The sequence below is a fragment of the Planktothrix sp. FACHB-1365 genome (genome assembly GCF_014697575.1).
Classification (GTDB): domain Bacteria; phylum Cyanobacteriota; class Cyanobacteriia; order Cyanobacteriales; family Microcoleaceae; genus Planktothrix.
The window spans coordinates 447,170-472,889 of sequence record NZ_JACJSC010000001.1 but is presented as its reverse complement, the minus strand read 5'-3'; the positions used below and the strand labels follow the sequence as shown (position 1 = coordinate 472,889).

The 25,720-nt window shown below is 38.6% G+C and carries 16 protein-coding genes and 1 tRNA gene; 8 read left to right on the top strand and 9 right to left on the bottom strand.

The window, feature by feature from the left end:
• Positions 1-293 precede the first annotated feature (293 nt).
• Complete coding sequence (locus H6G57_RS02070) at positions 294-1,178, top strand: YihY/virulence factor BrkB family protein (RefSeq protein ID WP_309235612.1); 885 nt, start codon at positions 294-296, stop codon at positions 1,176-1,178.
• Between the two features lie 133 nt (positions 1,179-1,311).
• Here the strand turns inward: H6G57_RS02070 and H6G57_RS02065 are convergent, their stop codons facing one another.
• Entirely contained in the window at positions 1,312-1,917 is a 606-nt protein-coding gene (locus H6G57_RS02065; protein ID WP_190515621.1) for a DUF3611 family protein, read from the bottom strand.
• 394 nt (positions 1,918-2,311) lie between these two features.
• Here H6G57_RS02065 and H6G57_RS02060 point away from each other — a divergent pair, with 394 nt between their 5' ends.
• The 4 genes from H6G57_RS02060 (at position 2,312) to H6G57_RS02045 (ending at position 9,516) form a co-directional block, all read left to right on the top strand.
• Entirely contained in the window at positions 2,312-6,298 is a 3,987-nt protein-coding gene (locus tag H6G57_RS02060) for an Eco57I restriction-modification methylase domain-containing protein (RefSeq protein ID WP_199313909.1), read from the top strand.
• A 35-nt stretch (positions 6,299-6,333) separates the two neighbouring features.
• Positions 6,334-6,927 (top strand): Uma2 family endonuclease, encoded by a 594-nt coding sequence (locus H6G57_RS02055; RefSeq protein ID WP_190515620.1) that lies wholly within the window; start codon positions 6,334-6,336, stop codon positions 6,925-6,927.
• Positions 6,928-7,386: 459 nt separating this feature from the next.
• Positions 7,387-8,568, top strand: a complete 1,182-nt coding sequence (locus tag H6G57_RS02050) for a HetZ-related protein (RefSeq protein ID WP_190515618.1) — start codon at positions 7,387-7,389, stop codon at positions 8,566-8,568.
• A 180-nt stretch (positions 8,569-8,748) separates the two neighbouring features.
• Positions 8,749-9,516: a PHP domain-containing protein gene (locus tag H6G57_RS02045; RefSeq protein ID WP_190515616.1), complete on the top strand. Its 768-nt coding sequence runs from the start codon at positions 8,749-8,751 to the stop codon at positions 9,514-9,516.
• A gap of 399 nt (positions 9,517-9,915) precedes the next feature.
• Here H6G57_RS02045 and H6G57_RS02040 read toward each other — a convergent pair whose 3' ends face one another.
• The 4 genes from H6G57_RS02040 to H6G57_RS02025 all read right to left on the bottom strand — a co-directional run bounded on the left by H6G57_RS02040 (position 9,916) and on the right by H6G57_RS02025 (position 14,530).
• A complete protein-coding gene (locus H6G57_RS02040) occupies positions 9,916-10,653 on the bottom strand; it encodes a response regulator transcription factor (protein ID WP_190515614.1) in 738 nt (245 codons plus the stop codon).
• Between the two features lie 183 nt (positions 10,654-10,836).
• On the bottom strand, positions 10,837-12,231 hold the full coding sequence (gene argH / locus H6G57_RS02035) for an argininosuccinate lyase (protein ID WP_190515612.1): 1,395 nt from the start codon (positions 12,229-12,231) through the stop codon (positions 10,837-10,839).
• A gap of 761 nt (positions 12,232-12,992) precedes the next feature.
• Complete coding sequence (gene mazG / locus H6G57_RS02030) at positions 12,993-13,817, bottom strand: nucleoside triphosphate pyrophosphohydrolase (protein WP_190515611.1); 825 nt, start codon at positions 13,815-13,817, stop codon at positions 12,993-12,995.
• 41 nt (positions 13,818-13,858) lie between these two features.
• Positions 13,859-14,530 (bottom strand): metal-binding protein, encoded by a 672-nt coding sequence (locus H6G57_RS02025; RefSeq protein ID WP_190515609.1) that lies wholly within the window; start codon positions 14,528-14,530, stop codon positions 13,859-13,861.
• Between the two features lie 76 nt (positions 14,531-14,606).
• On the opposite strand from H6G57_RS02025, the gene H6G57_RS02020 reads away from it, so the two are divergent.
• Positions 14,607-14,678 (top strand) — tRNA-Val (locus tag H6G57_RS02020).
• A gap of 189 nt (positions 14,679-14,867) precedes the next feature.
• Here the strand turns inward: H6G57_RS02020 and H6G57_RS02015 are convergent.
• From H6G57_RS02015 to H6G57_RS02005, 3 genes are all read right to left on the bottom strand, one after another.
• Positions 14,868-15,284 carry a hypothetical protein gene (locus tag H6G57_RS02015; protein ID WP_072720316.1) on the bottom strand — a complete coding sequence of 139 codons (417 nt, stop codon included), beginning with the start codon at positions 15,282-15,284 and terminating at the stop codon, positions 14,868-14,870.
• A gap of 109 nt (positions 15,285-15,393) precedes the next feature.
• On the bottom strand, positions 15,394-16,080 hold the full coding sequence (bchM, locus tag H6G57_RS02010; RefSeq protein WP_190515608.1) for a magnesium protoporphyrin IX methyltransferase: 687 nt from the start codon (positions 16,078-16,080) through the stop codon (positions 15,394-15,396).
• 146 nt (positions 16,081-16,226) lie between these two features.
• Entirely contained in the window at positions 16,227-16,745 is a 519-nt protein-coding gene (locus tag H6G57_RS02005) for a DUF4330 domain-containing protein (RefSeq protein WP_190515607.1), read from the bottom strand.
• A 352-nt stretch (positions 16,746-17,097) separates the two neighbouring features.
• Between H6G57_RS02005 and H6G57_RS02000 the strand changes: the two genes are divergently transcribed.
• Both H6G57_RS02000 and H6G57_RS01995 read left to right on the top strand, forming a co-directional pair.
• Positions 17,098-22,305, top strand: a complete 5,208-nt coding sequence (locus tag H6G57_RS02000) for a response regulator (RefSeq protein ID WP_190515605.1) — start codon at positions 17,098-17,100, stop codon at positions 22,303-22,305.
• A 60-nt stretch (positions 22,306-22,365) separates the two neighbouring features.
• Positions 22,366-23,415, top strand: coding sequence for a mannose-1-phosphate guanylyltransferase (locus H6G57_RS01995; RefSeq protein WP_190515603.1), 1,050 nt, complete (start codon positions 22,366-22,368; stop codon positions 23,413-23,415).
• A gap of 52 nt (positions 23,416-23,467) precedes the next feature.
• Here the strand turns inward: H6G57_RS01995 and H6G57_RS01990 are convergent, their stop codons facing one another.
• Positions 23,468-25,702 (bottom strand): CHASE2 domain-containing protein, encoded by a 2,235-nt coding sequence (locus H6G57_RS01990; protein WP_190515601.1) that lies wholly within the window; start codon positions 25,700-25,702, stop codon positions 23,468-23,470.
• Between the last annotated feature and the right edge of the window lie 18 nt (positions 25,703-25,720).

The window sequence follows — 25,720 nt, the reverse complement described above, 5'->3', positions numbered from 1 at the left end:
CCCTATAGAATGAAAAATAAACCGAATTCCCCCTATTTTTCGTCTCTCTTTGGATAGAAATTGTTCAAAATTGTCATTAAATTTTAAATTTTTAAATTAGCTTAAGGATCAAACTTGATGTTAGGTTCTCTCAAAAGATAGATTGAAGCTTAGTCAGAATTGGGAGTATAACGATAAAAGGTTAGCTTTAAAAGTTGGAGATGGGGATCAATGAATTCCTGAAGCAGGATAAACCCTTAACTTGGGACTATTAACCGACAACAGATCATTGATAAACGCCTAAAGGAGGTTGTGTGATTAGTTGGAGAACGGTTTGGCGACTACTCAAAGAAACCTATCAAGAATGGAGTCAAGATAATGCCTCCCAATTGGCGGCGGCTTTAGCTTATTACACCGTATTTTCTTTGGCGCCTTTATTGGTTATTGTTGTCGCAATTGCAGGTTTTTTCTTAGGGGAAGAAGCAGCACGGGGAGAATTAGTTGGACAAATTCAAGGGTTAGTGGGGAAAGACGGAGCAACGGTTATTCAAACCGCTTTAGAAAATACCAACCGTCCGGGGGAAGGAAATGGACTTTTTGCATCCTTGGTGAGTCTTGGCTTTTTAATTTTTGGCGCGTCAGGGGTCTTTGTTCAGTTACAAGATTCATTAAATACAATTTGGAATATTACCCCTAAACCGACAAATGCAGTGGGTAGTTTTGTCAGAAAACGGGCGTTATCTTTTGCTGCTGTAGTTAGTATTGGATTTTTATTATTAGTTTCTTTAACCGTTAGTGCAGTATTAACCGGATTAAGTCGCTATGCCAGTGAACTTTTACCGGGTGCTGATAGTTTGTGGCAATTGCTCAATTTAGTGGTTTCTTTTGCGGTTACTACCTTATTATTTGCTTTAATTTTTAAATATTTACCCGATGTTTTGATTACTTGGAATGATGTTTTAATTGGGGCAATGATTACAGCTTTATTTTTTACATTGGGTAAATCTTTGATTGGAATGTATTTAGGAAGTAGTAGTTTTAGTTCAACCTATGGGGCGGCGGGATCATTAGTCATTTTTCTAACTTGGATTTATTATTCTGTACAAATTCTATTTTTTGGTGCAGAATTTACCCAAGTTTATACCCGTCATTATGGCTCTAATATTATCCCAGATCGCCATGCAGAATTTAAAAGCTGATAGAACATCAGTTATCAGTAGAGACGTGCCATGGCGCGTCTGTACCAGTTATCGGTTTATTTCCTATTTTCTATTCCCCCTTCGTAATTCGTAATTCGTAATTCGTAATTCCCTGTTCCCTATTCCCTATTCCCTATTTAGATTGATGGGAACTCACCCGACTTAATAACCACAAACTGACTGCAATTCCAGCTAATTCTGCGGCCATTGCATTCACCATTGCTTGCATCGCAATTAAATTAAAAGGGGTAATAATAGAACCCGCATTTAAAACCGTTGTTCCTGGAAGGGGAGTGAGAAGTTTAGACCCACCCGGAGGTAAGGTGAGCATCCGATATAATAAACTTCCCACCATTAAAAACCCTACTAAAATAACACAAGCCATCCCGATTAAATTCGCAGTAATTCCTAACCATAAAGCATGAATTACCTCTGCTTTAGCGGGTCGTTGGTTGGGATCTTCTAATTGATTACCAATTTGACTATATCGGAAACACCAATACAGGGTAAAAATTAAAGCAAATAAACATCCATATCCTAAAACAAGACCCAGGGCAGAATTTTGGGGATTAGAAGGAGAAGCGGGTCTTAAAAACAAAACAAAAATCAATAGAAATATGGGGATTATTCCCAATATAGATTGTACCCAAAATCCAAACCAGCCCAAACGACGAAAATCTTGGGCAATTTCATGAATATTAGGAGACGGAGATTCATAATTCGTATAGGGTTCAACCATCTTTTTTTCCTGGATTTAATCTGAATATTGAAAGTAATATTTTTTTGTAAAAAAACAATATTAGATAGTTTAATCGAATATCTGAAACAAGTCAAGGATTTTAGACCCCATCAAGGACGATAACCTAACAACGCTTCGAGGGTAGACCCTGCAGCTATCCAAAGTCGCTCTATATAGCCTTGTTTGAGATTTTTAATCCTTCTGAATAATATACACCAACTGACCAATAAGCTCTTAAGCATCTAAATGAGTTATTAAGTAATCATGAAACCATTGTATTGCCAGCGTCCTCGCACTGCATATATATAGAGTTTAAATGCAATATAGCTTAAGCAATTAAATATTAATAATTAACAGGAAATTTCTATGAAACAGTTGACAAAAATAACGAATATTGCTAGAGTTTAACCCTCATGGCTATTATGGCATCGGGGGTATTATTGTGACTGAGGGACAAAAAACTAATAAACCTCTATTTTCTCAGCATTATTTAGAGCATCGCCTTCAGGACTGTCCAGAATGGCAAATTGATGTGACTGAGGGGTTTAAGCAGTTAAAAAATCTCTATCAGTCCAAACAAGATTTATTACCGACGTTGAGTGAAGCGCAAACGGAGGATTTATTAATTCAACCGATATTAGAAATTTTAGGATTGAGTTATATTCCTCAAGTCACAATTCGGGCAAAAGGTCGTGCTGAACGTCCTGATTATGCTTTATTTAACAATGAAATAGAACGGGATCAAGCCTATCCTTTACAAACTCATGAAACTGCGTTTTATTCTAGGGTAATTGCGATCGCAGAAGCTAAATATTGGCAACGTCCCCTCAGTAAAGTTTCGGCTAACGATCAACGGGATATTTATAAAAATACTAACCCATCCTTTCAGATTGCTAACTATTTAATGGGGACGGGAGTAGACTGGGGAATTTTAACCAATGGTCGAGAATGGCGACTCTATTATCGTCAAGCTTCTTCCAAAGCAACGGAATTTTATCAAGTCGATTTACTAGAGCTTTTATCAGCAGAAAATTTAGATCAATTCAAATATTTTTGGTTATTTTTTCGTCAGGAAGCCTTTGTCAAAGACTCCCAAGGACGTAATTTTTTAGAACGAGTACGGGAAGGAAGTACCACATACTCAACGCGAGTGGGGAATGAGTTAAAAGCCTTAGTATTTGATCGGATATTTCCTAATTTAGCCGGAGGTTTTGTTGCAGATGCAACTCGACGGGAACAACCTGTGACCTCTGAACAGGTTTATGAAGCGACTCTATCCTTTCTTTATAAGTTGTTATTTTTGCTTTATGCTGAAGCCAGAAATCTGCTACCAATTCAGGGCGATTATCGAGATTATAGCTTGATTCAATTAACAAAAGAAGTCGCTGAAAATCTTGATCGTCAGAAGAAGTTAAGCCAAACTTCAACGGGAATGTATGATAAATTATTAAATTTATTTCAAATTGTTGATCGAGGCGATCGCGGCTTAGAAGTTCCTCGATATAATGGAGGTTTATTTCATTTTAATTTTAGTCAAACTGAAGATCAATTAGACTATCCTGCTAATTATTTCTTATCTCAATTTAAACTATCTGATGCAGTATTAGCTCCTGTTTTAGACTTATTAGCGCGATTTGAAGGACAACCCATTGATTATAGTTTTTTAGGAGTACGACAGTTGGGGTCAATTTATGAAGGGTTATTAGAATATCGAGTGATTATTCAAGACGCGCTGACGGGAAATGTTTATTTAGAAAATGATAAAGGCGATCGCAAAGCAACGGGTTCTTATTACACCCCTGATTATATCGTTAAATACATTGTTAGTCATACTTTAAAACCCATTTTAGAACAGCGATCGCAACGATTTGCTGAACTGATGACGCAAATTGAACACCTGCAAAATCAATTACAAGATCAACGGTTAGGACAGCAAAGTTTAAACGGATTAAAAAAGGATTTAAAACGGTTACAGCAAGACGCACAAACCACTTTACTCGATATAAAAATTTGTGATCCAGCAATGGGAAGCGGTCACTTTTTAGTTGAAGCAGTGGATTATTTAACGGATGAGCTTATTCGTATTTTATCCCAATATCCCGAACAAAATCCGGTTTTAGAAATGCTCGACCAAACCCGTCAAAGCATTTTAGACAATTTAGAACAACAGGGGATTACCATTAATCCCGATAGACTAGAGCCCACTCAATTATTACAACGGGTGGTGATGAAACGTTGTATTTATGGGGTGGATTTAAACTCAATGGCGGTAGAATTAGCCAAGGTAAGTTTATGGCTACATTCCTTTACAATAGGTGCGCCTTTAAGTTTTTTAGACCATCATTTACGTTGTGGAAATTCATTAATTGGGACAACTGCGAGGGAAGCAGAAGCAAAAATGGCAGCCGATGAAATCGGACAGTTAAGTTTACTAACAGGGCCATTTGTGGGGTTATTAAAAGCAGCAGAAATTATGCGGGGTGTGAGTGTTTTGAGTGATGCGACCTTTGCTGAAGTTGAACAAAGTGAAAAGTTATTTCGGTCTTTTGATCAAGCTGCAAAACCTTATAAACGGTTGTTAGATATTTATGTTTCTCAGTTTTTTGGAGTGAAACAAGCTAAGAATTTTTTAGAGAGATTGGGTACTAATGCAATTACGGCTAATTCCAATCAGATGAACAAAGCAGATGCAGCCATTTATGAAGAGGCGCAAAAACTCAGTTATGAAAAACGGTTTTTCCATTGGGATCTGGAATTTCCAGAAGTATTTATTGATTTAGAAAATGCCAGTTGGAATGAGAATGCAGGGTTTGATGCTGTAGTTGGAAATCCGCCTTATGGTGCGATTATTGATAAAAAAACCTCGTTTTATAATTCACAAGTTTATATTAATAGTTCTGCCGTTAAAGATACTTATGTATTATTTATCGAATTTGGATTAAAATTATGCTGCATGAATGGCTTATTAGGCTTCATTACTCCTAATACATGGGAACAAATATTTTCAGGTAATCATTTCAGAAAATACCTAATTCAAGAGTTTACGATCAATGAAATTATCCACTTTATGCAAAAAGTTTTTCCATCCGTCACCGTTGACTGTGAAATTTTGATCGTTCAAAATAAAAAGCCGGAGGAAAATATAATATATGTCACAATTAATGATCCCCATCAATCCCAAATAGAAAATATATATATAGAACAAAATACCTGGATTGACAAAAATGGTGATATTATTTCTATTTTTCAAAATCCCTTAAGCGAAGAAATATTACAAAAAGTAATTAATCGATCAAAACAACTAAAAAAGTTTTGCACGATCAAAAATGGAGTCAAACCTTTTGAAGTAGGAAAAGGAAAACCTCCTCAAACTCAAAAAATACTTAAAGATAAACCTTATGTAACTGAAATTAAAAACGATCCATCACTAAAGCCTCTGTTGCGCGGAAGTTTAATTGACAGATATAGTAATTTTTGGGAGTCTAATTATTGGATTAGTTATGGTGAATGGTTAGCTGCACCACGCGATCCCGCTATTTTTTTTGATGCCAAACAAAAAATTGTAGTTCGACAAACGGGCGATCAAATTACGGCAACAATAATAGATAATTCTTTTGTCTGTAGAGATAATCTACACATTCTGATACTGTTAGATAATTCAGGTATCCACTTGGAGTATATATTAGGATTATTAAACTCAAAGTTAATCAATTATTGCTACCAATATATCAACCCAGAAAAAGGTGAAACTTTTGCACAGGTTAAACTCGCACATTTAGAACAGTTGTCAATTTATAATATACAACAATCTGAAAGAATAAAGACTGATGCAGAAGTCCATCGCGTCCAAAAATCCCTAGAAAATGCGATCGCACTTTATAACCAATATCAAAACAATGGCAACTCCGAACCCATTTTATCCCAAATTGATGATCACCTAAACCAACAACCCGAAGAAGCCGATGTGATTCATGATTTGTTAGCCTATTTAGCCGAACAAATGATTGAACTCAATAAACAAAAACAAGCGGAAATCAAAAGCTTTTTGCAATGGTTAGAACGCTTTCTCGGTTGCCCCATTGACAGTTTAACCAATAAATCAAAAATACAGAATTATTTAGGAGACTACTACAAAAACGAACCCCATATCAGTTTTGATCAATTAATTGCAGTGTTAAATAAAAACAAAAAGAAACTCAAAATCGATCCGGTTTCCAGAAAAGAACAACAAACTTTAGAACAGGAATATCAAAACAGTTTAAACACCCTATTACCCCTCAAAATCCAGTTAATCAGATGTGATCAACTCATAGATGCGATCGTTTATAAACTCTATGGATTAACAGAAGAAGAAATTGCTATTGTAGAGGGAAAAGGATGATGGTATTAATCGGATTACTAATGAGGTAAAACTTTATGATCGCTCAAATTGAAAAACAAGACCATAAAACCATTGAACAATACCTAGAATTAGAACTCAATTCTCAAGAACGCCATGAATATATAGATGGAGAAATTGTTATTATGACAGGTGGAACCCCCAATCACAATCAAATTGCACTGAATCTAAGTGGAGGATTAAATTTTGCCCTCAAACGTCAACCTTATCGGGTATTTGTAACCGACCAACGCCTCTGGATTCCTCAAAAACAAATTTATACTTATCCAGATGTTATGATCATTCCAGGAGAATTACAATTTCAAGAAGGCAGAAAAGACAGTTTAATGAATCCAACATTAATTGCTGAAGTCCTCTCTAAATCTACAGAAGGATATGATCGAGGAGACAAATTTCAGGCTTATCGAACTATTCCCACTTTCCAAGAATATCTTTTAATTGATCAATATCATCACCACGTTGAACAATTCACGAAAACGGATAATGGCAAATGGTTACTCTCCGAATATGAAGGCGAAACTGCCACCTTATCCCTCGCCTCAGTTGCCTTTGAAATTTCCCTAGCTGATATTTACGATAAAGTCGATTTTACCTTGATAGAGCAACAGTAAGTAGATTTGCTTACAGAATAAACACCAAGACACAGAGACACCAAGAATACTTTTTGACACTCCCCGCTCTAAAGAGACGGGGATTCTTAAGTGTCTTCGGGGTTTTAGAGAACCCCAGGAACTCCCTATTACAGTCTCTCTTCTTTAGATTCAGGTAGCCAGTTGCCAAACTGGTCTAGGGATAACATCGACAACCCCAACAAAATTAGGTGTGATCGAAAGCAAAAAAATAGGGTTGTAATACCGATTAAATAAGGCTTTCAGGGTGATGCACAATGGCTTGATGTAGAGGAATGGACAAAGGCATCTACACAGTTACCTCAGAGAGTGGAACATTCTGATCACTACTCCAAAGGGGCTGCTTCTACTATTCAAAGTGTAGAGAGTTGAATCAGGAAACACCAAACCGCCTTTGACTCTCGCCTTCTGTACACCGTGCTTTACCCCAGGACATCCATCATGTTTGCACAAGAAATTTCTATTCAAGATTCTGAAGTTACCCTCAATTCTATTAATCCTCAAGCTTTAGCTCAACTCTTATTACAAGAACTGCAAACAACCGTCAAAACCCTTCCTGCTAGTGGTCGGGCGGTGACGCTGCGGATGGCGTTAGAAGTCGAACGTATTTGCGAAAAAAGCAACCGCATTCAAAATTCTGGCGAAGTGCAAACCTGGCAACTCAGTTTAGCTCGTCATCGCTTGCAAAAATGCTTAGAATATTACAAACTCGGTTCTCGTCAAGGTCGGGTAGAACTGCATTCTAACTTAGCCGCAATGGTGTATCGTCACGTTGCTTCCTTTGAATCTCAGTTAAGCTTTCAAGCCCGTTACAATTTAATTGAAGACTTTCTGCAAGGGTTTTATGTCGAGTGTTTACGGGCTTTCCGTCGGGAACACGTTATGGAAGCCGACTATACCCCCCGCACCCGTTTAGAATTAGCAGAATACATGGCCTTTACCGAACAGTATGCCAAGCGTCAAATTGGTTTACCCGGTCGCAACCGTCAACGGTTAATTGTATTACGCGCCCAAGGCTTTGCCAAAGGTCAACCTCCTGAAACGTCTATGGATATTGAGTTAGCCGTTGAAGGAGGCAAAACCGAAGAAGCCGAAGCTCAAAGTCGGACATCGGCGATGCAGCAAATTCGGGAAAAAATGGTATCTGAAACCCCTGACCCGGCTGAAAGTGTTTTACGAGATCGCGTCATTGCTGAACTGGTTCAATATTTAGAATCTCAAGGACAAAGTGATTGTGTCAAATACTTAACCTTGAAAATGCAAGATCTCCAAGCTTGCGATATTGACAAAGCCATGGGGTTAACGGCCCGTCAACGGGACTATCTGCAACAACGGTTTAAATACCACGTTGAAAAATTCGCCCGGTCTACCAACTGGAAACTTGTCCATGAATGGTTAGGGGCTGATATTAACCAAAAATTGGGGATGAATAGCCAACAATGGGAAACTTTCCAAGCTCAATTATCCGCCGATCAACAAACGTTACTGCAACTCAAAGCAACTCAAGAAAGTGATAAAGCGATCGCATCTGCCCTGAAATGTACCCCGAAACAAGTGCAAAAACGTTGGGCTAAACTCCTCGACATGGCTTTTAACTACCGTAACACCGAGGCTTTAGCATAATGGGAACTGTGTTAGGAAACAAGGAAACCCTCAACCCCTTGTTTCCTGTTCCCTGTTTCCTATTTCCTTATATAAGATTTTTAAATTTAAAATTGGTCAATCTTAAGGCTGTCTTGTCGCAACTGCCGAGTAAATTCGATACAGTAGATTATAGTAACAGTTTATTAAGATTAAGACGGTATGAGTGTTAATCTAACTTCAGCTTCTGAACTTTTGTCGAGGTGGTTTCACATCCAGACCGGATATGTGGAATCACCCTTATTGATACCTCCTGCCCAAGATAGGTTAGCACTGCAACAGGTCTTTCAAACCTTGAATGCCAGAAGTTGCCCAAAGTTCTATAACTTTCACCTCCATACCCGACGTTCAGATGGTCAACTTGAACCGGATGAAGTGATGCAACAGGTGATTGATATTGGGTTAAAAGGACTGGCTATTACCGATCACCATACAACCCAAGGATACAAAGAAGCACAACAGTGGTTAGACAACTGGAAACAAAACCATCCCGAACTTGCTCATACAGCCCCTCAGTTATGGACAGGGGCAGAAATTCATGCTCAGTTATTGGGTGTAAATGTCCATATTCTGGGTTATGCTTTTGATCCTGATGCAGCTTGTCTACAACCCTATCTGCAAGGTGACACGGCTTTTGTGAAAACAGAGGCCTATTCTGCTGAAAATGTGATAGCTGCTATCCAAGAGGCTGGAGGGTTAGCCGTTTTAGCTCATCCAGGACGGTATCGTCGTTCTATCCCTGAAGTCATTGCAGAAGCGGCTCGGTTGGGAATGGATGGCATTGAAGTCTATTATGCCTATCGCAATATGAACCCTTGGTTACCCACCCCAGAAATTGTCAACCCAGTTAAACAGTTAACCGATAGTTATGGTTTACTGAACACCTGTGGCACGGATACTCATGGTCGTGATATATTACTTCGGATTTAATTTAAGTAATTGATGTTAGTTGTTCAAATGTTGATACAGGAGCGTTTTTCCCAATTCTAAATAGGGTTCGACATTTTTCGGACGAACCCTATGCTTTGAGTTAATAAAAATACAAGAAGTAACTCAAGATTTGTGCTGATCATGCTTCAGTTAATTTTTTCCCCCTATAGAAAGTTAAACTCCACCTTTGAGGATCATCATTCCTAAAATTCCCATGAGAAGAATAAAGAACAGAACAGTCATCCCGATGGATTGTTGTTCAGGTTGGGTTGGAGGTTTAGACACTTTCATCATCACTAAAAATGATAAGCTCTACTCCCTTACAGTAACAGATCTATATAACTTTTGAAGCAGAATCCTTATAAATTGTAAGTTTATGTAACCTTTCTTCAATATTCCTTATTCAGTTAAACCGTGTTCAAGAGCATAACGCACTAACTCGGTTCGGCTATTCGTTCCTGTCTTGGTAAATAAGCGACTGACATATTTCTCAACATTGCGAACACTGGTTTCTAAATTGCGGGCTATTTCTTTATTCATTAATCCCTTGGCGACTAAATCTAAAACACTTTGCTCCCGCGGCGTTAAATCAATTTTAATCGGGGCGGGGGTTTGATGAATTCCGCTTTTGCCTTTTAACATATTTTCAATCCGAGCAATTTGACCGGCTAATGTCGCAATATCTGGATTTCCATCCCCGGTACTACTGCGAAGGGCGGCTTGTCTTGCTAATAAATTTTTGACAATCACGACTAATTCTTCAGGATCAAAAGGTTTGGATAAATAGGCATCACATCCGGCTTGATACCCTTGAATGCGATCGCTTTTCATGCCTTTAGCGGTTAGAAAAACAACGGGTAACGCTTTAAAACGGGGATCTTCCCGCATTTGTTGTAAAAATTGATAGCCATCCACTCCCGGCATCATAATATCAGTAATGACTAAATCAGGAAGATTTTGTTGCAACAATTCCCACCCTTGTTTAGCATTACTCGCCACATCAACGGTAAAGTTACTATCTTCTAAATAAGCTTGTACCGCTTCTCGCAGTCCCGGTTCATCGTCCACTAATAACAATCTAGCGGGAACTGGGGAAACTTCAGCCTCAGATGCAGGAGGATTGATTGAACTCGACATCAGATTAACCTAAATTCAACGTTTTTTTCACTTTAGCGAAAATTTTAATTCAATTATACTGACCTAAAGGACGGTTTTTACTTAATTAGCCGTACTTGACAAAATAATAAAATCGTGTTATCGCAGAGAACGATCGCCTATTTTCTGGATCTGCGATCGCTCTTTCTCATCTACAATATAATATCAACAATTATTCAAGCGTTGACGGGCATTTTCTAAGGCTTGTTTCACCTGATTAAACCCAGTTCCGCCATAACTATTTCGAGCCGAAACCACTTGACGAGGTGCGATCGCTTCATAAATATCCTCTTGAAATTCAGGATGTAATTCCTGCCATTCTGCTAACGTTAAATCCTTGAGTAATTTTCCGGCTTCTAAACAAGTTCTGACCACTTTTCCGACTAAATTATAAGCTTCTCGGAAGGGAATACCTCGTGCGGCTAAATAATCTGCCACATCCGTTGCATTGGAGAAATCTTCCGCCACCGCTTCAGCTAAACGGTTAGTCCGAAATTCTATTCCTTCTTCCATTAAAATGGTCATTGATTCTAAACTACCTTTAACGGTTTTTACCGCATCAAATAGCGCTTCTTTATCTTCTTGCAAGTCTTTATTATAAGCTAACGGTAATCCTTTCATAATCACTAATAATCCTTGCAAATGACCAAACACTCGCCCAGTTTTTCCCCTTACTAATTCAGGAATATCCGGGTTTTTCTTTTGCGGCATAATACTAGAACCCGTTGAACAGCTATCGGTCAAAGTCACAAAACTAAATTCCTGAGAAGCCCAGAGGGTAATTTCTTCTGCTAAACGGCTCAAATGTACCATAATTAAACTCGCAGCCGATAAAAATTCTATCGCCCAATCTCGATCACTGACTCCATCTAAACTATTAGCATAAACCTGACTAAACCCTAATAATTCTGCACTATAATGGCGATCAATGGGGAAAGTTGTTCCCGCTAACGCACCACTTCCCAACGGACAAATATCCACCCGTTTATACACATCTCCTAACCGTTCCCAATCTCGATTTGCCATTTCCACATAAGCTAATAAATGATGAGCTAAACTCAGAGGTTGCGCCCGTTGTAGATGAGTATAACCGGGAATAAAGGTTTCAACATTTGTTTCAGCTAAATCTAATAATACTCGTTGAAAATTAACTAATTGTTGACGAATTTGTTGGATTTGATCGCGTAAATATAAACGGGTATCGGTTCCCACTTGATCATTCCGAGATCGGGCGGTATGGAGTTTTTTTCCTACATCTCCCACTAATTCCGTTAACCGACGTTCAACCGCAAAATGAACATCCTCCGCATCCACACCCGGATTAAAATTTCCGTCCCGATATTCTTGACGAATTTGTTCTAAACCGGAAACCAGTTGCTCGGCTTCTTCGGGGCTAATAATTCCCGTTTTCGCTAACATTTTGGCATGGGCAACTGATCCAGTCAAATCATATTCAATCAGTTGGATATCAAACCCAATACTAGCGTTAAACTCTGCAATGGCCGGATGCAGGGATTTTTCAAACCGTTGACTCCAGGTTTTTGAGTTCGTTGTTGTCATATTCGGGCTTTTTCTGATTCTTTGTCAACTCTACATCTTGACATTCCCCCTAACTGAAAGCAAGGGGATTCTTGATGGGAAATACTTTTGTCTCGGTTGCTACAAAATTACTGAAAAATCCACTAAGTTTAACAATACTATTGCTAAACTTTCTAACCGTAGGAAGGCTAACAGAAAACCGGGTGTGATTTCAATAATTGAGTCATCAAGGGTGACATTGCATAAAATATTGATTTTGTCAAGAGGCTGATTTGAAGCTTCTGGGAAACCTTGAAAAATTCGTGTTCTGTTAAAGCTCAATTGTGTCAGAAAATTATAACTTTTTACCACAGAATAAGGGTTTTAGCTTCCATTTTGACGTTTAGACAGAATAACCCCTTGACGAGTATTTCCTTAAGTGTACCAGAACCCCCATGATTCCGTCAACTATTTGAGAGAAATTTTCAATAAAATATCAAGATTTTCTGACATTTTTTTAAATAATAAAATTGTTTATATAAATAAAAAATTTTATCTAATCTATAATGGCATCTGGGTGGGGAGACCCATCCAGGGCTGTTTCATTTTCTCCCATAAACCTCTGTGACCTAACCCCCCAGCCCCCTTCCCTATTAGGGAAGGGGGAGTAATTGATCTTATTAAATGTAATTTCCTATTTAAGAGTAACAAAAATTCTCCCCTCCCCTTGCAGGGGAGGGGTTGGGGGAGAGGTCATACAAATTCGCTCTCGAAAATGAAACAGCCCTGACCCCTACAACGGATTATTTCTTGGCTAGGATGGCTTTAGCTTGTTGCCAGAGGGCATCAAGTTCTTCTAAACTGTATTCTGAGAAGGGGCGATCGCAAGCTTCCTCCAGTTTTGATAACCGTTGAATAAAGCGATGATTGGTTTCATGTAATCCCATATAGGGATCTAAATCATACCAACGGGCTAAATTAATTAAGACAAATAAAATATCACCTAATTCCGCTTGTTGATGCTCCTTATCCGTTCCTTGAATAGCCTCCTTAAATTCTCCGACTTCTTCCTCAAATTTATCCCAAACTCCCTCAACGTTATCCCATTCAAACCCAATAGCTGCGGCTTTTTTAGAAATTTTCATTCCTGCCATTAGGGGGGGAAGTTGTCGTGCATAACGGCTTAATTTAGAACTGAAAGTCTGGGTTTCGGGTGTTTCTCCTTGTTCATTGGCTTTAATTTCTTCCCAATTTTGTCGAACTTCTTCCACACTATTGACTTCTACTTCACCAAAAACATGAGGATGGCGACGAATTAATTTTTCAGTAATATTATTAGCGACTTCTGCCATTGAAAATTGTTGAGTTTCGCTGGCAATTTGAGCTTGTAAAATTACTTGTAATAATAAATCCCCTAATTCATCCACAATTGCCTTTTGATCGCCACTGCGAATCGCATCAACCACTTCATAGGCTTCTTCAAGAATATAGGGAATTAACGTTTCTGGGGTTTGTTCTAAATCCCAAGGACATCCCCCCTGTGGTGATCGCAATTTAGCAACTACATCGATTAAATTTTGTAAAGCGATTAAGTTAGGAGTTAAAGTCATATTTTCAGGGTTGTTCATTACAAATACCTCTATTGTGATCTAAAATAAGGGCAAAAACGTTATTTTTTAGAACGACGAGAAGATTTTTTAGTAGTCGTTGAATTTTGCTTTGAACGTTTGGGTTTAATGGGGGGAAGTTCAACAGAAGCCGTTTTAGAAACTGAACGTTTGCGTTTTTTAGGTTGTTCAGGTTCTAGGGTGGGGCGAGAAGTTTCTCCGGTTTTTAGCCATTTTCTAAATTCCTTATAAAACGAGTTAGACCAATCACTAAAGGAATGGCTCATCGCTCCCATTTCTAATCCTAAATAAACCGCAATACATTCTCTGGGATAATGGGAGAGGGAACTTAAACTATTTTGAGCAATTTCTAAAGGATTTGAGGAAATCAGCCGTAAATATTCTGCAATCAGTAATCCCAAAAGTCCAATTAAACCCAGACCACCTCCTAAATAAAGAATCCTTAACGCCGTACCAATAAACGGCCCATGGGATAAAAAGGAGCGATGACGTAAACTATTTTGATAGGGAACCCAGAACCATCGCAACAGTCCCCAGCGTTGAAACTGTCGGGAATCGATATCTAAATCTGGCCCAAACATTAATCCACTAAACAGGAAACTTCCTGTGACCAGAAAGGTTAAATGACTGCTGCGAGTTTGGCTCCAGGTCAAACCCGCAATCAACGGTAAGCTCCAAAGGGTAATACGGTCGTGGGTTTGACCAGAGGGCATGGGGGATGGAAATTAAAAATTGCCAATAGGGTTGTGCTTCTAAAAGTTTATGTTATAATAGGTAAATGTGTGAATCGGGCGGTTAACTCAGCGGTAGAGTGCTTCCCTTACAAGGAAGAGGCCACAAGTTCGAATCTTGTACCGCCCATTATTGACGATAAAGTTGTAAGCCTTTCATAAGTACCTCTACAAAATTAATTTTTCATCCCCAAAAACTCACATCGTTTACCCCTTGTCAACTATTAACTATCCACTATAATATTTTTAAAAATTTGCTCGAACATTTAGCTTAACTGGGGGATTTTTAATCTTCCTCCTTAGAATTTTAAACTCAAGTTTATTCGACCTGAAAATGATAAATAATTTCCCCATTGGATTTTTTTTCAAATGTGCCATTTAATTCTTGGGCTTTTTGATCTAAAAATGCTTTAGCTTCAAAACGAGATAAATGGGTATATTGAGCTAATTTTTGAACGGTAATTTCTCCGCCTTGAACTTGAACTAAATGCCAAAAAATAGAACGAATTCGTCGAGAACGAGCTTGAATTTTCTGAGAGCGTTCTTGATACCAATCCCAAGCCACCCAACCGCCAATTCCCAAGGACGGTAAACCTAAGATTAATCCGCCTAAAATAATACTGAGTTTGCTATCAGCCGTTGAATGAGGATTGATCAATTCAGTGGCGATCGCCAATAGACAACCCATTCCAACCGGAACTAATAAACTCGCAGTGATCACCTTCAGGAACTGCATTGTTTTTCCTCCCCAGCAGAGAGAGCAGAACACTCATCAAGGCAACAATCACAGGGGAAGATAGAGAACAATCTTTTGATCTTTGATCTCCCTCCTGCCGACCCTAATTTTAAGTGCGTGTTGCTTCCATTAAGCGCGAATAGTAGAAGCGTGTGCCGATCATAGCTTGTCGTTGAATGGAGAAACCATTATCTCTAAAAATTTTAACAATATCTGCTTCTCGATGTTGGTAAGCACGAGTGGTTTTACTCGGCCCTGGAAATAATTCCCCAATTTTTTTGAGAACACTTAAGGCTAAGGTTTTTGGAGCAAAACTCAAAATTACACGAGACTCTGCTAAGGAACACAGATGAGAAATCATCTCAGGAATTTGATCTTGAGGATAATGAATCAAGACATCCAAACAAATCACAGTATGATAGTGACCCTGGAGGGTTTCTAAATCTTGAGCCGTAAAGGTAACGTTTTGGAGCACGCTAAGGCTGTTTTTAGCTCGTTCATAGGCTTCCGCTACCATTTTTTCAGAAATATCACTCCCATACACAACGGCGCCAGCTTCTGCTAAGGGAATGCTCAAACTGCCAACCCCACATCCCGCATCACAGATGGTTAAACCGGGTAGGTTTTCATCAGCTTTCAACCAATCTATGACTCGATCAACGGTTTGTTGATGTCCTTGACGGATATCCAGTTGAACTTTATTAACTTGACCATTACCGTAGATTCGTCGCCACCGATCAAATCCTGTGCTATTAAAATAATCCCGAACTACGGTTTTCTCGTCTGCTACACTCATGGTTTGTTTGAAATTAAATTCCGTCCAAACCTTCATTGTAAGGCAAAGAGGCTATGAAGCATGGGAGGGGACAAGATTAACGTCAGTCAAAACGGGCCCTAGTAACTCGAACCCCTGATCACTGATAACTGATGACTGATAACTGATTACTGAACACGAACTTCGATAACTGTCCCGTTGAAGTTGTATTCTTTGCCGTCGAGTTCAACAGTAGTACCGACTTTGATTTTGATATTCCCTAAAACCGGGCCATTTTCGGTAATTTGACCTTTTCCTTCTAAGGTCAAAAGCAGATTATTGTTAAACAAAACATCAGCAGTGGGGTCAGGAAGGGGTTTCAATGTGCCATTGGGTTGAGTAACGGGGATAATTCTGGGTAAAAATTCTATGTTTTTCAGCGTTACTTGACCATAGGGTTGATTGCGAATAATTAAGTTAGTTTTTTGTCCCGTTTTAAATAATTCTTTGGCGTTACGGCTTTTAAGTCCAACAACCAGAACATCTACTTCCACAGGACGGGTAGTGACACCGACTTGAGCGACAGAACCCGATGTACCCGGGTAAAAGAAAATACCAAAAATTACCAGTAAAATAACGAAAGCAGCACCCAAATCGAGAATGCTAATTTTACCGAAAAGACGGCCTTGAGAATCTAAAATTTTCATAGGATAATTATTGTGATTTTTAGGGAATTGCCCGGAAAAACTCAAGGGAGTAGTGACCCGGAAAATGACTTTGGGTGAAAATGACCCTCAAAAATTTTAAATCTAAAGGCGATAAGAAGCCAAAATGGAAGTAAAGATTCTATTCACCAATGGCCTTAATTCGGGATTGACTCAGAGGTCGTTGCAAAATTGGGTAAGACATCCAGTGAAAATGCCAATATGCTGGTAGTAAGAGAGGGTATTACCCCCCAGGTATCTTAACCCTTATCTTGCCCTAGATGATTTGCGGAGCCTCCACAAGACCCCAGTACCAAACCTGATTCCAGCTAGCCCTAACCCAAACAAGCCCTCTATGTTTATTCCCTCAGTTCGTCAAGCTATCAACCGCCATCCCTTAACCACGACACCGGAAACCCCTGTGGAAGAGGTTATTTTGTTGATGAGCCGTACCGCTTCCCCCTCGGTTTTGATCATTGAACCAACCGATACTCCCCAGCAGAAACCGACGATGGTAGGGATTTTTACAGAACGAGATATTATTCAGTTAAATTCTATTGGAGATTCTCTTAAGGGATTTCCCATTTCTCGAATTATGATTCGGTCATTTATTACCGTTCGAGAATCGGAAATTAATGATATTTTTACAATGATGGGGTTATTAGAAAAACATCAAGTTCAACAAATTCCTATTGTGGATGATCAAGGCGGATTAGTTGGGATCATCAGTCCCCAAAATTGTTTACAACTTTCTTTCCGAGAACGAAGCAAAACATCACGACGTTTACCCGATATTCCTGTAGGAGTTCCTTCCCACCTTCTCGAACATCTTTTTCTGCCCGATCATTTAATTAAATTAAATCAACTGGCTCCCCTACGAACCTCTAAAATTGTTCAGGCGTCTGGGACAGCAACGGTACGGCAATTAACTGAATTAATGTTGCAACATGGTGTGGATGAAGTGGTGATTACTGAACCCGTTTCCTCTAATTCTCCATTAAAACCCGATCAGACTTCTAAACCTAAATCTGAATCTAAATCGGTGGGAATTGTTACCCGTCATGACATTATTTCCATTCAAGCTTTAGGATTGAATCTCAAAACCCTTAAGGCCAGTAGTATTTGTAATACCCCGCCTCTAGTTTTGCGATCGCACGTTTCCCTAAAAACTGCTTTAATCTTAATGCGGAAATATTATTATCAGCTTCCTATTATTTTAATAGATGATAAAAATAATCCGATTAGTTTAATTTCTCCTCAAACTATTTTGCTGCAAGTGCTTCAACCGAAGTCTATGCACAATATGCTTTTAAGTTGGCAGCATCAAGTTCAGGAGACTTCAAAAGTAACTCCTTCTGACTCTGGGTCTGTATCTTGTGAAAATTCATCCTTAAGTAATGAAGCCATTGAAGCTTTAAAATCTCATCAAGAAGGGATTTATAATTGGAATTTAAAAACTAATGAAGTTTTCTATTCTTCTCAATGGAAAGCAATGTTAGGATATCAAGAACATGAAGTTAAAAATATTTTAGAGGAATGGTTAAGTCGGATTCATCCTGAAGATTTGAATCGAGTTAAAGTTGCTTTAAAGGATTATTTCTCTCAAAAAAATCATGAATATCTGACAGAATATCGCATCCGGTGTAAAGACGGTCAATATAAATCGGTACTCAATCGAGGTCAAGGATTTTGGAGTGAGCAAGGAGAACCCCTGCGCTTAATTGGAACTCAAATTGATTTAACTTCTTCCCTGTTAGAAAAGACTTCATCCCCTCCTCCCCCGCCTAATCAAACGGTTGATGATAATACCATTGATCGCTTAAAATCCGTAGTTTTTAAAACGGATATTCACGGAAATTGGACATTTTTAAATTCCGCTTGGACACCGTTAACGGGTTTAACCGTAGAAAATAGTTTAGGGACATCATTTTTAAACTATATTTATTCTCAAGATCGGACAAAAGCCAGTCAATGGTTTGAATCTTTAATGTTAGGTCGCTCCAAATCGAGTCAACAGGAAGTCCGGCTTTTAGTATTTAATATTAAAGAACAACAACGTACCGGACAGCGTTCTCAACCGACTACTCGACGGATTTTAATTTCAGCGCAATTAATCCTAGATACACAGCAACAGATTACAGGACTTATCGGAACGTTACATGATATTACAGAACAGTTTCAAGAATTAGATCAATTAAGAGAACGAGAAGTTTTAATTCGTCAATTTTATGAAATTACTCTGGGAAGTAATCGTGATTTTGAAACCCGAATTAATGCTATTTTAAGCATGGGTTGTCATCGATTTGGGATGGATATTGGATTACTGGGACGAGTTTTTGCAGATCGGTATGAAGTCATTTCTTCCTATTTAAGTGATGATTTTCCCTTTGGATTTGCCAAGGGAGATACCTTAGCCATTGAACAAACCTTTGAATGGGAAGCGTTAAAAACCGAAGAAGTGGTTTGTTTAGAATCTATTAAACAATCAACCTGGAAAGATCATCCTGCTTATCAAACGCGACGCTTAGAAGCTTATATTGGCATCCGAGTGATGTTAGGAGGAAGAATTTATGGAACGTTGAGTTTTATGAGTCGTCACTCACGAGCACCCTTTCAAAGCTTAGATTTAGAGATTATTAAATTAATGGCAAATTATATTGGAAATGAGATTGGAAGAGAAAAATCTCAAGAAATTCTTCAACAACAAAATCAACATTTATTATTACTGAAACAAATCACCCATAAAGTTCGTTCTAAATTAGAAACTCAAGAAATTTTTCAAACCACAGCGACCCAAATTGGTCGGGTTTTCGGAGTCAATCGTTGTTCTATTTATACTTATCGATCTGATCCCTATTCTCACTTATCCTGTGTTGCAGAATATCTGGAATCTGGCTATGATTCAACCTTGAATTTTGAAATTTCTGTCACCTATAATCCCTATATTGAAAAACTCTTAGCGGAAGATGCCGCCATCGCTTCTGTTGATGTTTTTACCGAACCTTTATTAGAATCTTCTTCCCCCATGTGTCGGCGCATGGGATTAAAATCCATGTTAGCGGTTCGTACTTCCTATCAAGGGGATGCTAATGGCATTATTATGCTGCATCAATGCGATAAAATGCGCCAATGGATACCTGAAGAAATTGAATTTTTAGAAGATGTTGCGAATCAAGTGGGATTAACCTTAGCCCAAGCTAAACTGTTAGAAGTAGAAGTCCAAAATCGTCAACAATTAGCCGAACAAAATAAAGCCTTAGAAGAAGCAAGATTAGCCGCTGAAGTCGCCAGTCGGGCTAAAAGTGACTTTTTAGCCACCATGAGTCATGAAATTCGCACGCCGATGAATGCGGTGATTGGGATGACGGGGTTATTATTGGATATGAATTTAACACCTGAACAACAGGATTTTGTAGAAACTATTCGTACCAGTGGGGATGCGTTACTCACGATTATTAATGATATTTTAGATTTTTCTAAGATTGAATCCGGTAAATTAGATTTAGAACAAAATCCCTTTAAACTTCGAGATTGTTTGGAAGAATCCCTAGAATTACTTTCAGCAAAAGCTGCGGAAAAAGGAATTGAAATTGCTTATTTAATTGATCCTTCTACCCCGCAAATGATTTTAGGAGATGTCACAAGACTGCGCCAAGTTTTAGTCAATTTACTCAGTAATGCAGTTAAATTTACCGCCGAAGGAGAGGTGGTCGTGATGGTGAAAGCTGCGGAAGTGAAAAATACTCCGATTAACCTCACTCCTACTCCAACAATTGCTCACAAAATTTATGATATTCAGTTTGCGGTTAAGGATACGGGTATTGGCATTCCGCCTGATCGTATGGATCGTTTATTTAAAGCTTTTTCTCAAGTGGATGCGTCCACTACTCGTCAGTATGGAGGTACGGGTTTAGGATTAGCAATTAGTCAACGGTTATGTACATTAATGGGCGGACAAATGTGGGTAGTCAGCCGAGCTTTATCCAATTCTAACACTGAAACTCAACCCTTAATGTCTACAATAAGCGGGAATCCTCCAGAGGATTTTGTTGAGACGTTAGAGTTAGATTCGGGGTCAACATTTTACTTTACCATTCGGGCTGAAGGTATCCCCAATGTTGAAACAGATGAACTCTCTAATTTCCTGGCTGGGAAGCGTTTATTAATTGTTGAAAATCATGGTATTAATCAAACGGTTTTAATTCGACAAGCAAAATCTTGGGGGATGATTCCTGTTTCTGTTAAAACCGGACAGGAAGCCCTGAATGTCTTAAAAAAGAATCCTGATTTTAATTTAGTTATTTTAGGGATGAATTTACCGGATGTTGATGGCATTACCCTGGCTCAAAAAATTCGAGATTGGGAACGGGACAATGCCGAAATTTTCCAGGAACAAAAACCTCTGAATATTACGTTCTTTAATTATGTCGTGAATACCGATCTCGTTAAACAAGTCGAAAATACTCAAATTAATTGTGCTGGGTTTATTAATAAACCTCTGAAACAATCGCAATTTTATAATACATTAATTCAAATTTTCAGCCAACCCCTTGAAGGCGTTTTTAAATCTTCTGCTAAATCCTTTGGCGCGGGATCACCTAATTTATTATCGCCTCCAACGCCCAATAGTTTACGAATTCTCCTGGCTGAAGATCATGTCGTTAACCAAAAAGTTGCCATTCAAATGTTACAACGATTGGGTTATCGGGCTGATATTGCTGGGAATGGATTAGAGGTTTTAGAAGCTTTAAATCGTCAATATTATGATGTCATTTTGATGGATGTTCAAATGCCGTTAATGGATGGATTAGAAACGGCGCGTCGGATTTGTCAGGACTATGCAGAAAGTCCCGAAAATCGCCCCCCTAAACCTTGGATTATTGCCATGACAGCGAATGCAATGCAAGGCGATCGAGAAATGTGTTTAGCCGCAGGAATGAATGATTATATTACTAAACCCGTGCGGCGGGAAGAACTGGCAAAAGCTTTATCTAAATGTCAACCGTTTTCTCCTGAAAATAGCCAGGAATCTCCAATCAATTCATCGGACTTTACTCTCAATGGATCTTCTAATTCTCCAAAAGAAAAAGAAGGTTACAAGAATGGAAATCAACCCTTAGAAAAATCTCTGATCCCTCCAGATTTTGTCGCTTTGGACTCTTCCGCCATCGATCAACAAGTGTTGAAAAATCTCCGAGAATATGATGATGAGGATGATCCCTTTGTTAATACATTAATTCAGGATTATTTAGCGGATGCGCCTGAAAAAATTGATCAAATTCAAACGGCGATCAAAACTCAAGATATACAAGGATTAAAAGAAGCTGCTCATACCTTAAAATCCAGTAGTGCTCAATTAGGTGCTATCACATTTTCTGAGTTATGCAAAGAGTTAGAATATATGGGACGGGTTGGTATGGCCGCAGAAAATGGCTCTAGGACTGAATGTTTTACATCAGGAAGTGCGGCGGCTGGCTTCTTAAAGATGGAAACAGAATGGTTACGAGTCAAAGCGGCTTTAGAACAAGAATTAGCCAGGGAAGCCATCGGAATCCAAAATTAAGAAGGATGGATTGGGGTAAAATAACTATTGACGGTTTTCCCTTCATTTTTAATTCTAAGTATGATTCCTGTGATTCTGGCTGGTGGAAAAGGTGAACGGTTTTGGCCCCTGAGTCGGAAACATCGACCCAAACAATTTTTGAGTTTAGATGGGAGTGGCGTTAGTTTATTACAAGCAACCGCAGAACGGTTATTACCCCTAACTGATAGTTGGGATGGGTTATGGGTAGTTACTTCGGCTTTATTAGAGGCGGGGGTTCAAACTCAATTACCCCAATTACCTCACGGGAATATTTTAGCAGAACCGGAAGGACGAGACACCGCCCCCGCCTTGGCTTGGACAACTTTAGAAGTCGCAAAACGCTATGGAGAAAATGTGGTTGTTGGGTTCTTTCCGGCGGATCATTGGATCGCAGAACCGGAAAAATTTCGCCAAACTTTAAAAGCCGCAGAAGAATTAGCAAAAACCCAAGATGCGATCGTGACATTAGGGGTAAAACCCACCTATCCTTCAACCGGATATGGTTATATTGAACAGGGAGAAAATATTGGAAATTTTGCGGGATTTCCGGCTTATAAAGTGGCTCGATTTACAGAAAAACCAAATCGAGAAACCGCAGAAGAATTTTTAGAAACGGGGCGATTTAGTTGGAATGGAGGGATTTTTGTTTTCCGTGTAGGTGTGGTTTTAAAAGAACTCAAAACTTATGTTCCTGAATTAGTGAGTGCGTTAGAAGCAAAAGGAAAAGAGGCTTATCCTGAATTAAAAAAAATTAGTATTGATTACGCCTTAATGGAAAAAACACAAAAAGCTTGTGTTTTACCCGTTGAATTTGGATGGGATGATTTAGGAGATTGGAATGGATTAGAACGATTATTGGGAGGAGATAAACCCAATGTAGAACTTGTTAAACACGTTGGGTTAGATACGAAAGGGACAATTTTATTTAGCTCTAGTGATGAAGATGTGGTGGTAACATTAGGGATCGAAGATTTAGTCATTGTTCGAGATGGAAATGTTACCCTGATTGCAAAAAAAGACCGGACTCAAGATATTAAACAGGTGTTAAAAACCCTAGGAGATCAATCAGAATATCAGAATCTGTTGTAAATCATTCAAAAGTAATGACGGGGTTTTTACCCCGTTATGCCTTTATTCCTGTTTAAGTAATGATAGTTTTATACAGTTGATTGAGATATTTTTCAACCTCTGGAGGTTTTGCGGTAAACTGGATATAAAATGATCCAGATTCAGCCGATTTTTCTAGGACTTTTGCATAAATATCATCACTCCATTGTTCTGATTGTAATTTCATATTAATCTTTAAATTTGCTAACACTTCAGGAATAATATTATTATTAACTTCTGTAACAATTAAACCACTTTTTTCTGATAATTCAACTAAACTTCCCATTAATAAACTTTCACCAATATGTTTACCTTCTAAAATCGAATATTGTAAAACAATCGGTGTGGGAAGCGGATAAAAATGTTCTTCTTCCTTAGAGATAAATAAATTATATTGTGCCGTAATTCCTCCGACTTCATAAATGGTAATCGGTTTTTTTACTCCTTTGGGTTGAACCAATTTTTGATTATCAATTTTAACGATATCTTCCCCTGCTTCCTTTAAGGTCATTTCAGAAATTAAAATTTGTCCCCCCGTTGTATAGGATTCAACGCGATAAGCTAAATTCACTTGATTCCCAACAACACCATATTTTGTCCGTTTTTCTGACCCAATATTTCCAACAACAACTTCCCCGGTATTAATTCCAATCCCCATATCTAAAGGAGACAAATCCCACTGTTTTAATTTTTCATTGACCTTGTGCATCGCTAATTGCATCGCTACCGCACAAGCAATCGCCCGTTGAGCATCATCTTCTCGCAAGGTGGGCGCCCCAAATAACACTAAAATTCCATCCCCCATAAACTCATCAATCGTGCCTTGATAAGCGGTAATAACATCCGCCATTGAAGATAAATAGAAATTTAAAATTTTGACGACTTCTTCCGGTTGTAACCGTTCAGACAGAGCGGTAAAACCCCGTAAATCTGAGGTTAAAATAGTGATTTTTCGTCGTTCTCCTCCCAGTTTTAACCCTTCGGGTTTTTCGAGTAAATTAGAAACAATTTCAGCACTTAAATAACGGCCAAAAATATTGCGAATATCCGCCGCAGAACGAGCAATATAAGCGGTAATGGCAATGGCTGAACCCGCTAATGCCAAAAAGGGAGGAACAACGGGAATCCACCATCCATTAATAAACAAAAGATAGGTACTTCCGAGTAAAACTCCCGTTGCTAAAATCGAAATCAAAACCTGTCGTGCAATTAATAATTTAACTTTAGCCGTCGCTCTAAATTTCCAAGTTAAAATTGCCCCAGTTCCTGACCAGAAAAATATCCAAATCCATTCTAAGGGGTCAGGAAGGGTTTGAATTAAAGGACGATGATCTAAGGCGGTACTAATAATTTGACTTGCTACATTTGCATGAATTTCTACCCCAGACATTCTTTCGTTAGCAGATAAGGTGTAGGGCGTTGACATTAAATCTTTGAAGCTTTCCCCTATAGATCCAATTAAAATAATCCTATTTTTTCCCCAATCTTTAGGAAGTTTATCGGTTAAAATATCTTGAAAGGAAACCGTTTCAAAACTTTGATTAGACCCTCGATAATTTAAAAACACTTGATACCCTCCAGCATCGGCTCGGATATAACCGCCATCATTTTTAGCAAAGGGTTTAAATACGGTTTCGTTGAACTTCCACCAATTATTGGTTCCTTCTACTATTTCAGGTGAAATCCCTTTAGAATCTAAATAAAACATCGCCAAAAATAATCCCAAACTGTAAACTGGTTGTTTTTGATCATTTTTGACGACTAACAAAGCCCGCCGAATAATATTATCTTCATCTAAAATTAAATCATTGGCAGCGACTCGATTTTTTTCTTTTAAAATGGGAGGCGCTGCCACAGATTCTAAGGATTCATCTCCGACAACTTTTTCAATTCCAATTAAATTAGGAGTCTGTGCAAAAAGTTGAAGTAACCGAGCATGACCGGGTTCAAAGGGTAAATCTCGATAAATATCTAACCCGATGGCTGTGGGTTTCATGGCGACTAATTTTTGGATTAAGTCAGCATAAATTTCATCGGGAACGTAACCCTGACCAATATATTTCATATCCGCTTCATCTAACCCCACAATTGCAATCCGTTGATCACGGGGTTCCGGGGGACGCAAGCGCATATATTGGTCATAAACTGACCATTCCCAAGCTTGTAAAAGACCAGAAAAACGCAGCAGGATTACAAGACCCGCCATGACTGGAGTTGTAATCCAAACGCCACGCCACTCCCACACCAATTGTTGAATATTTGCTCTCATAGAGCCTATTTTAGCGTG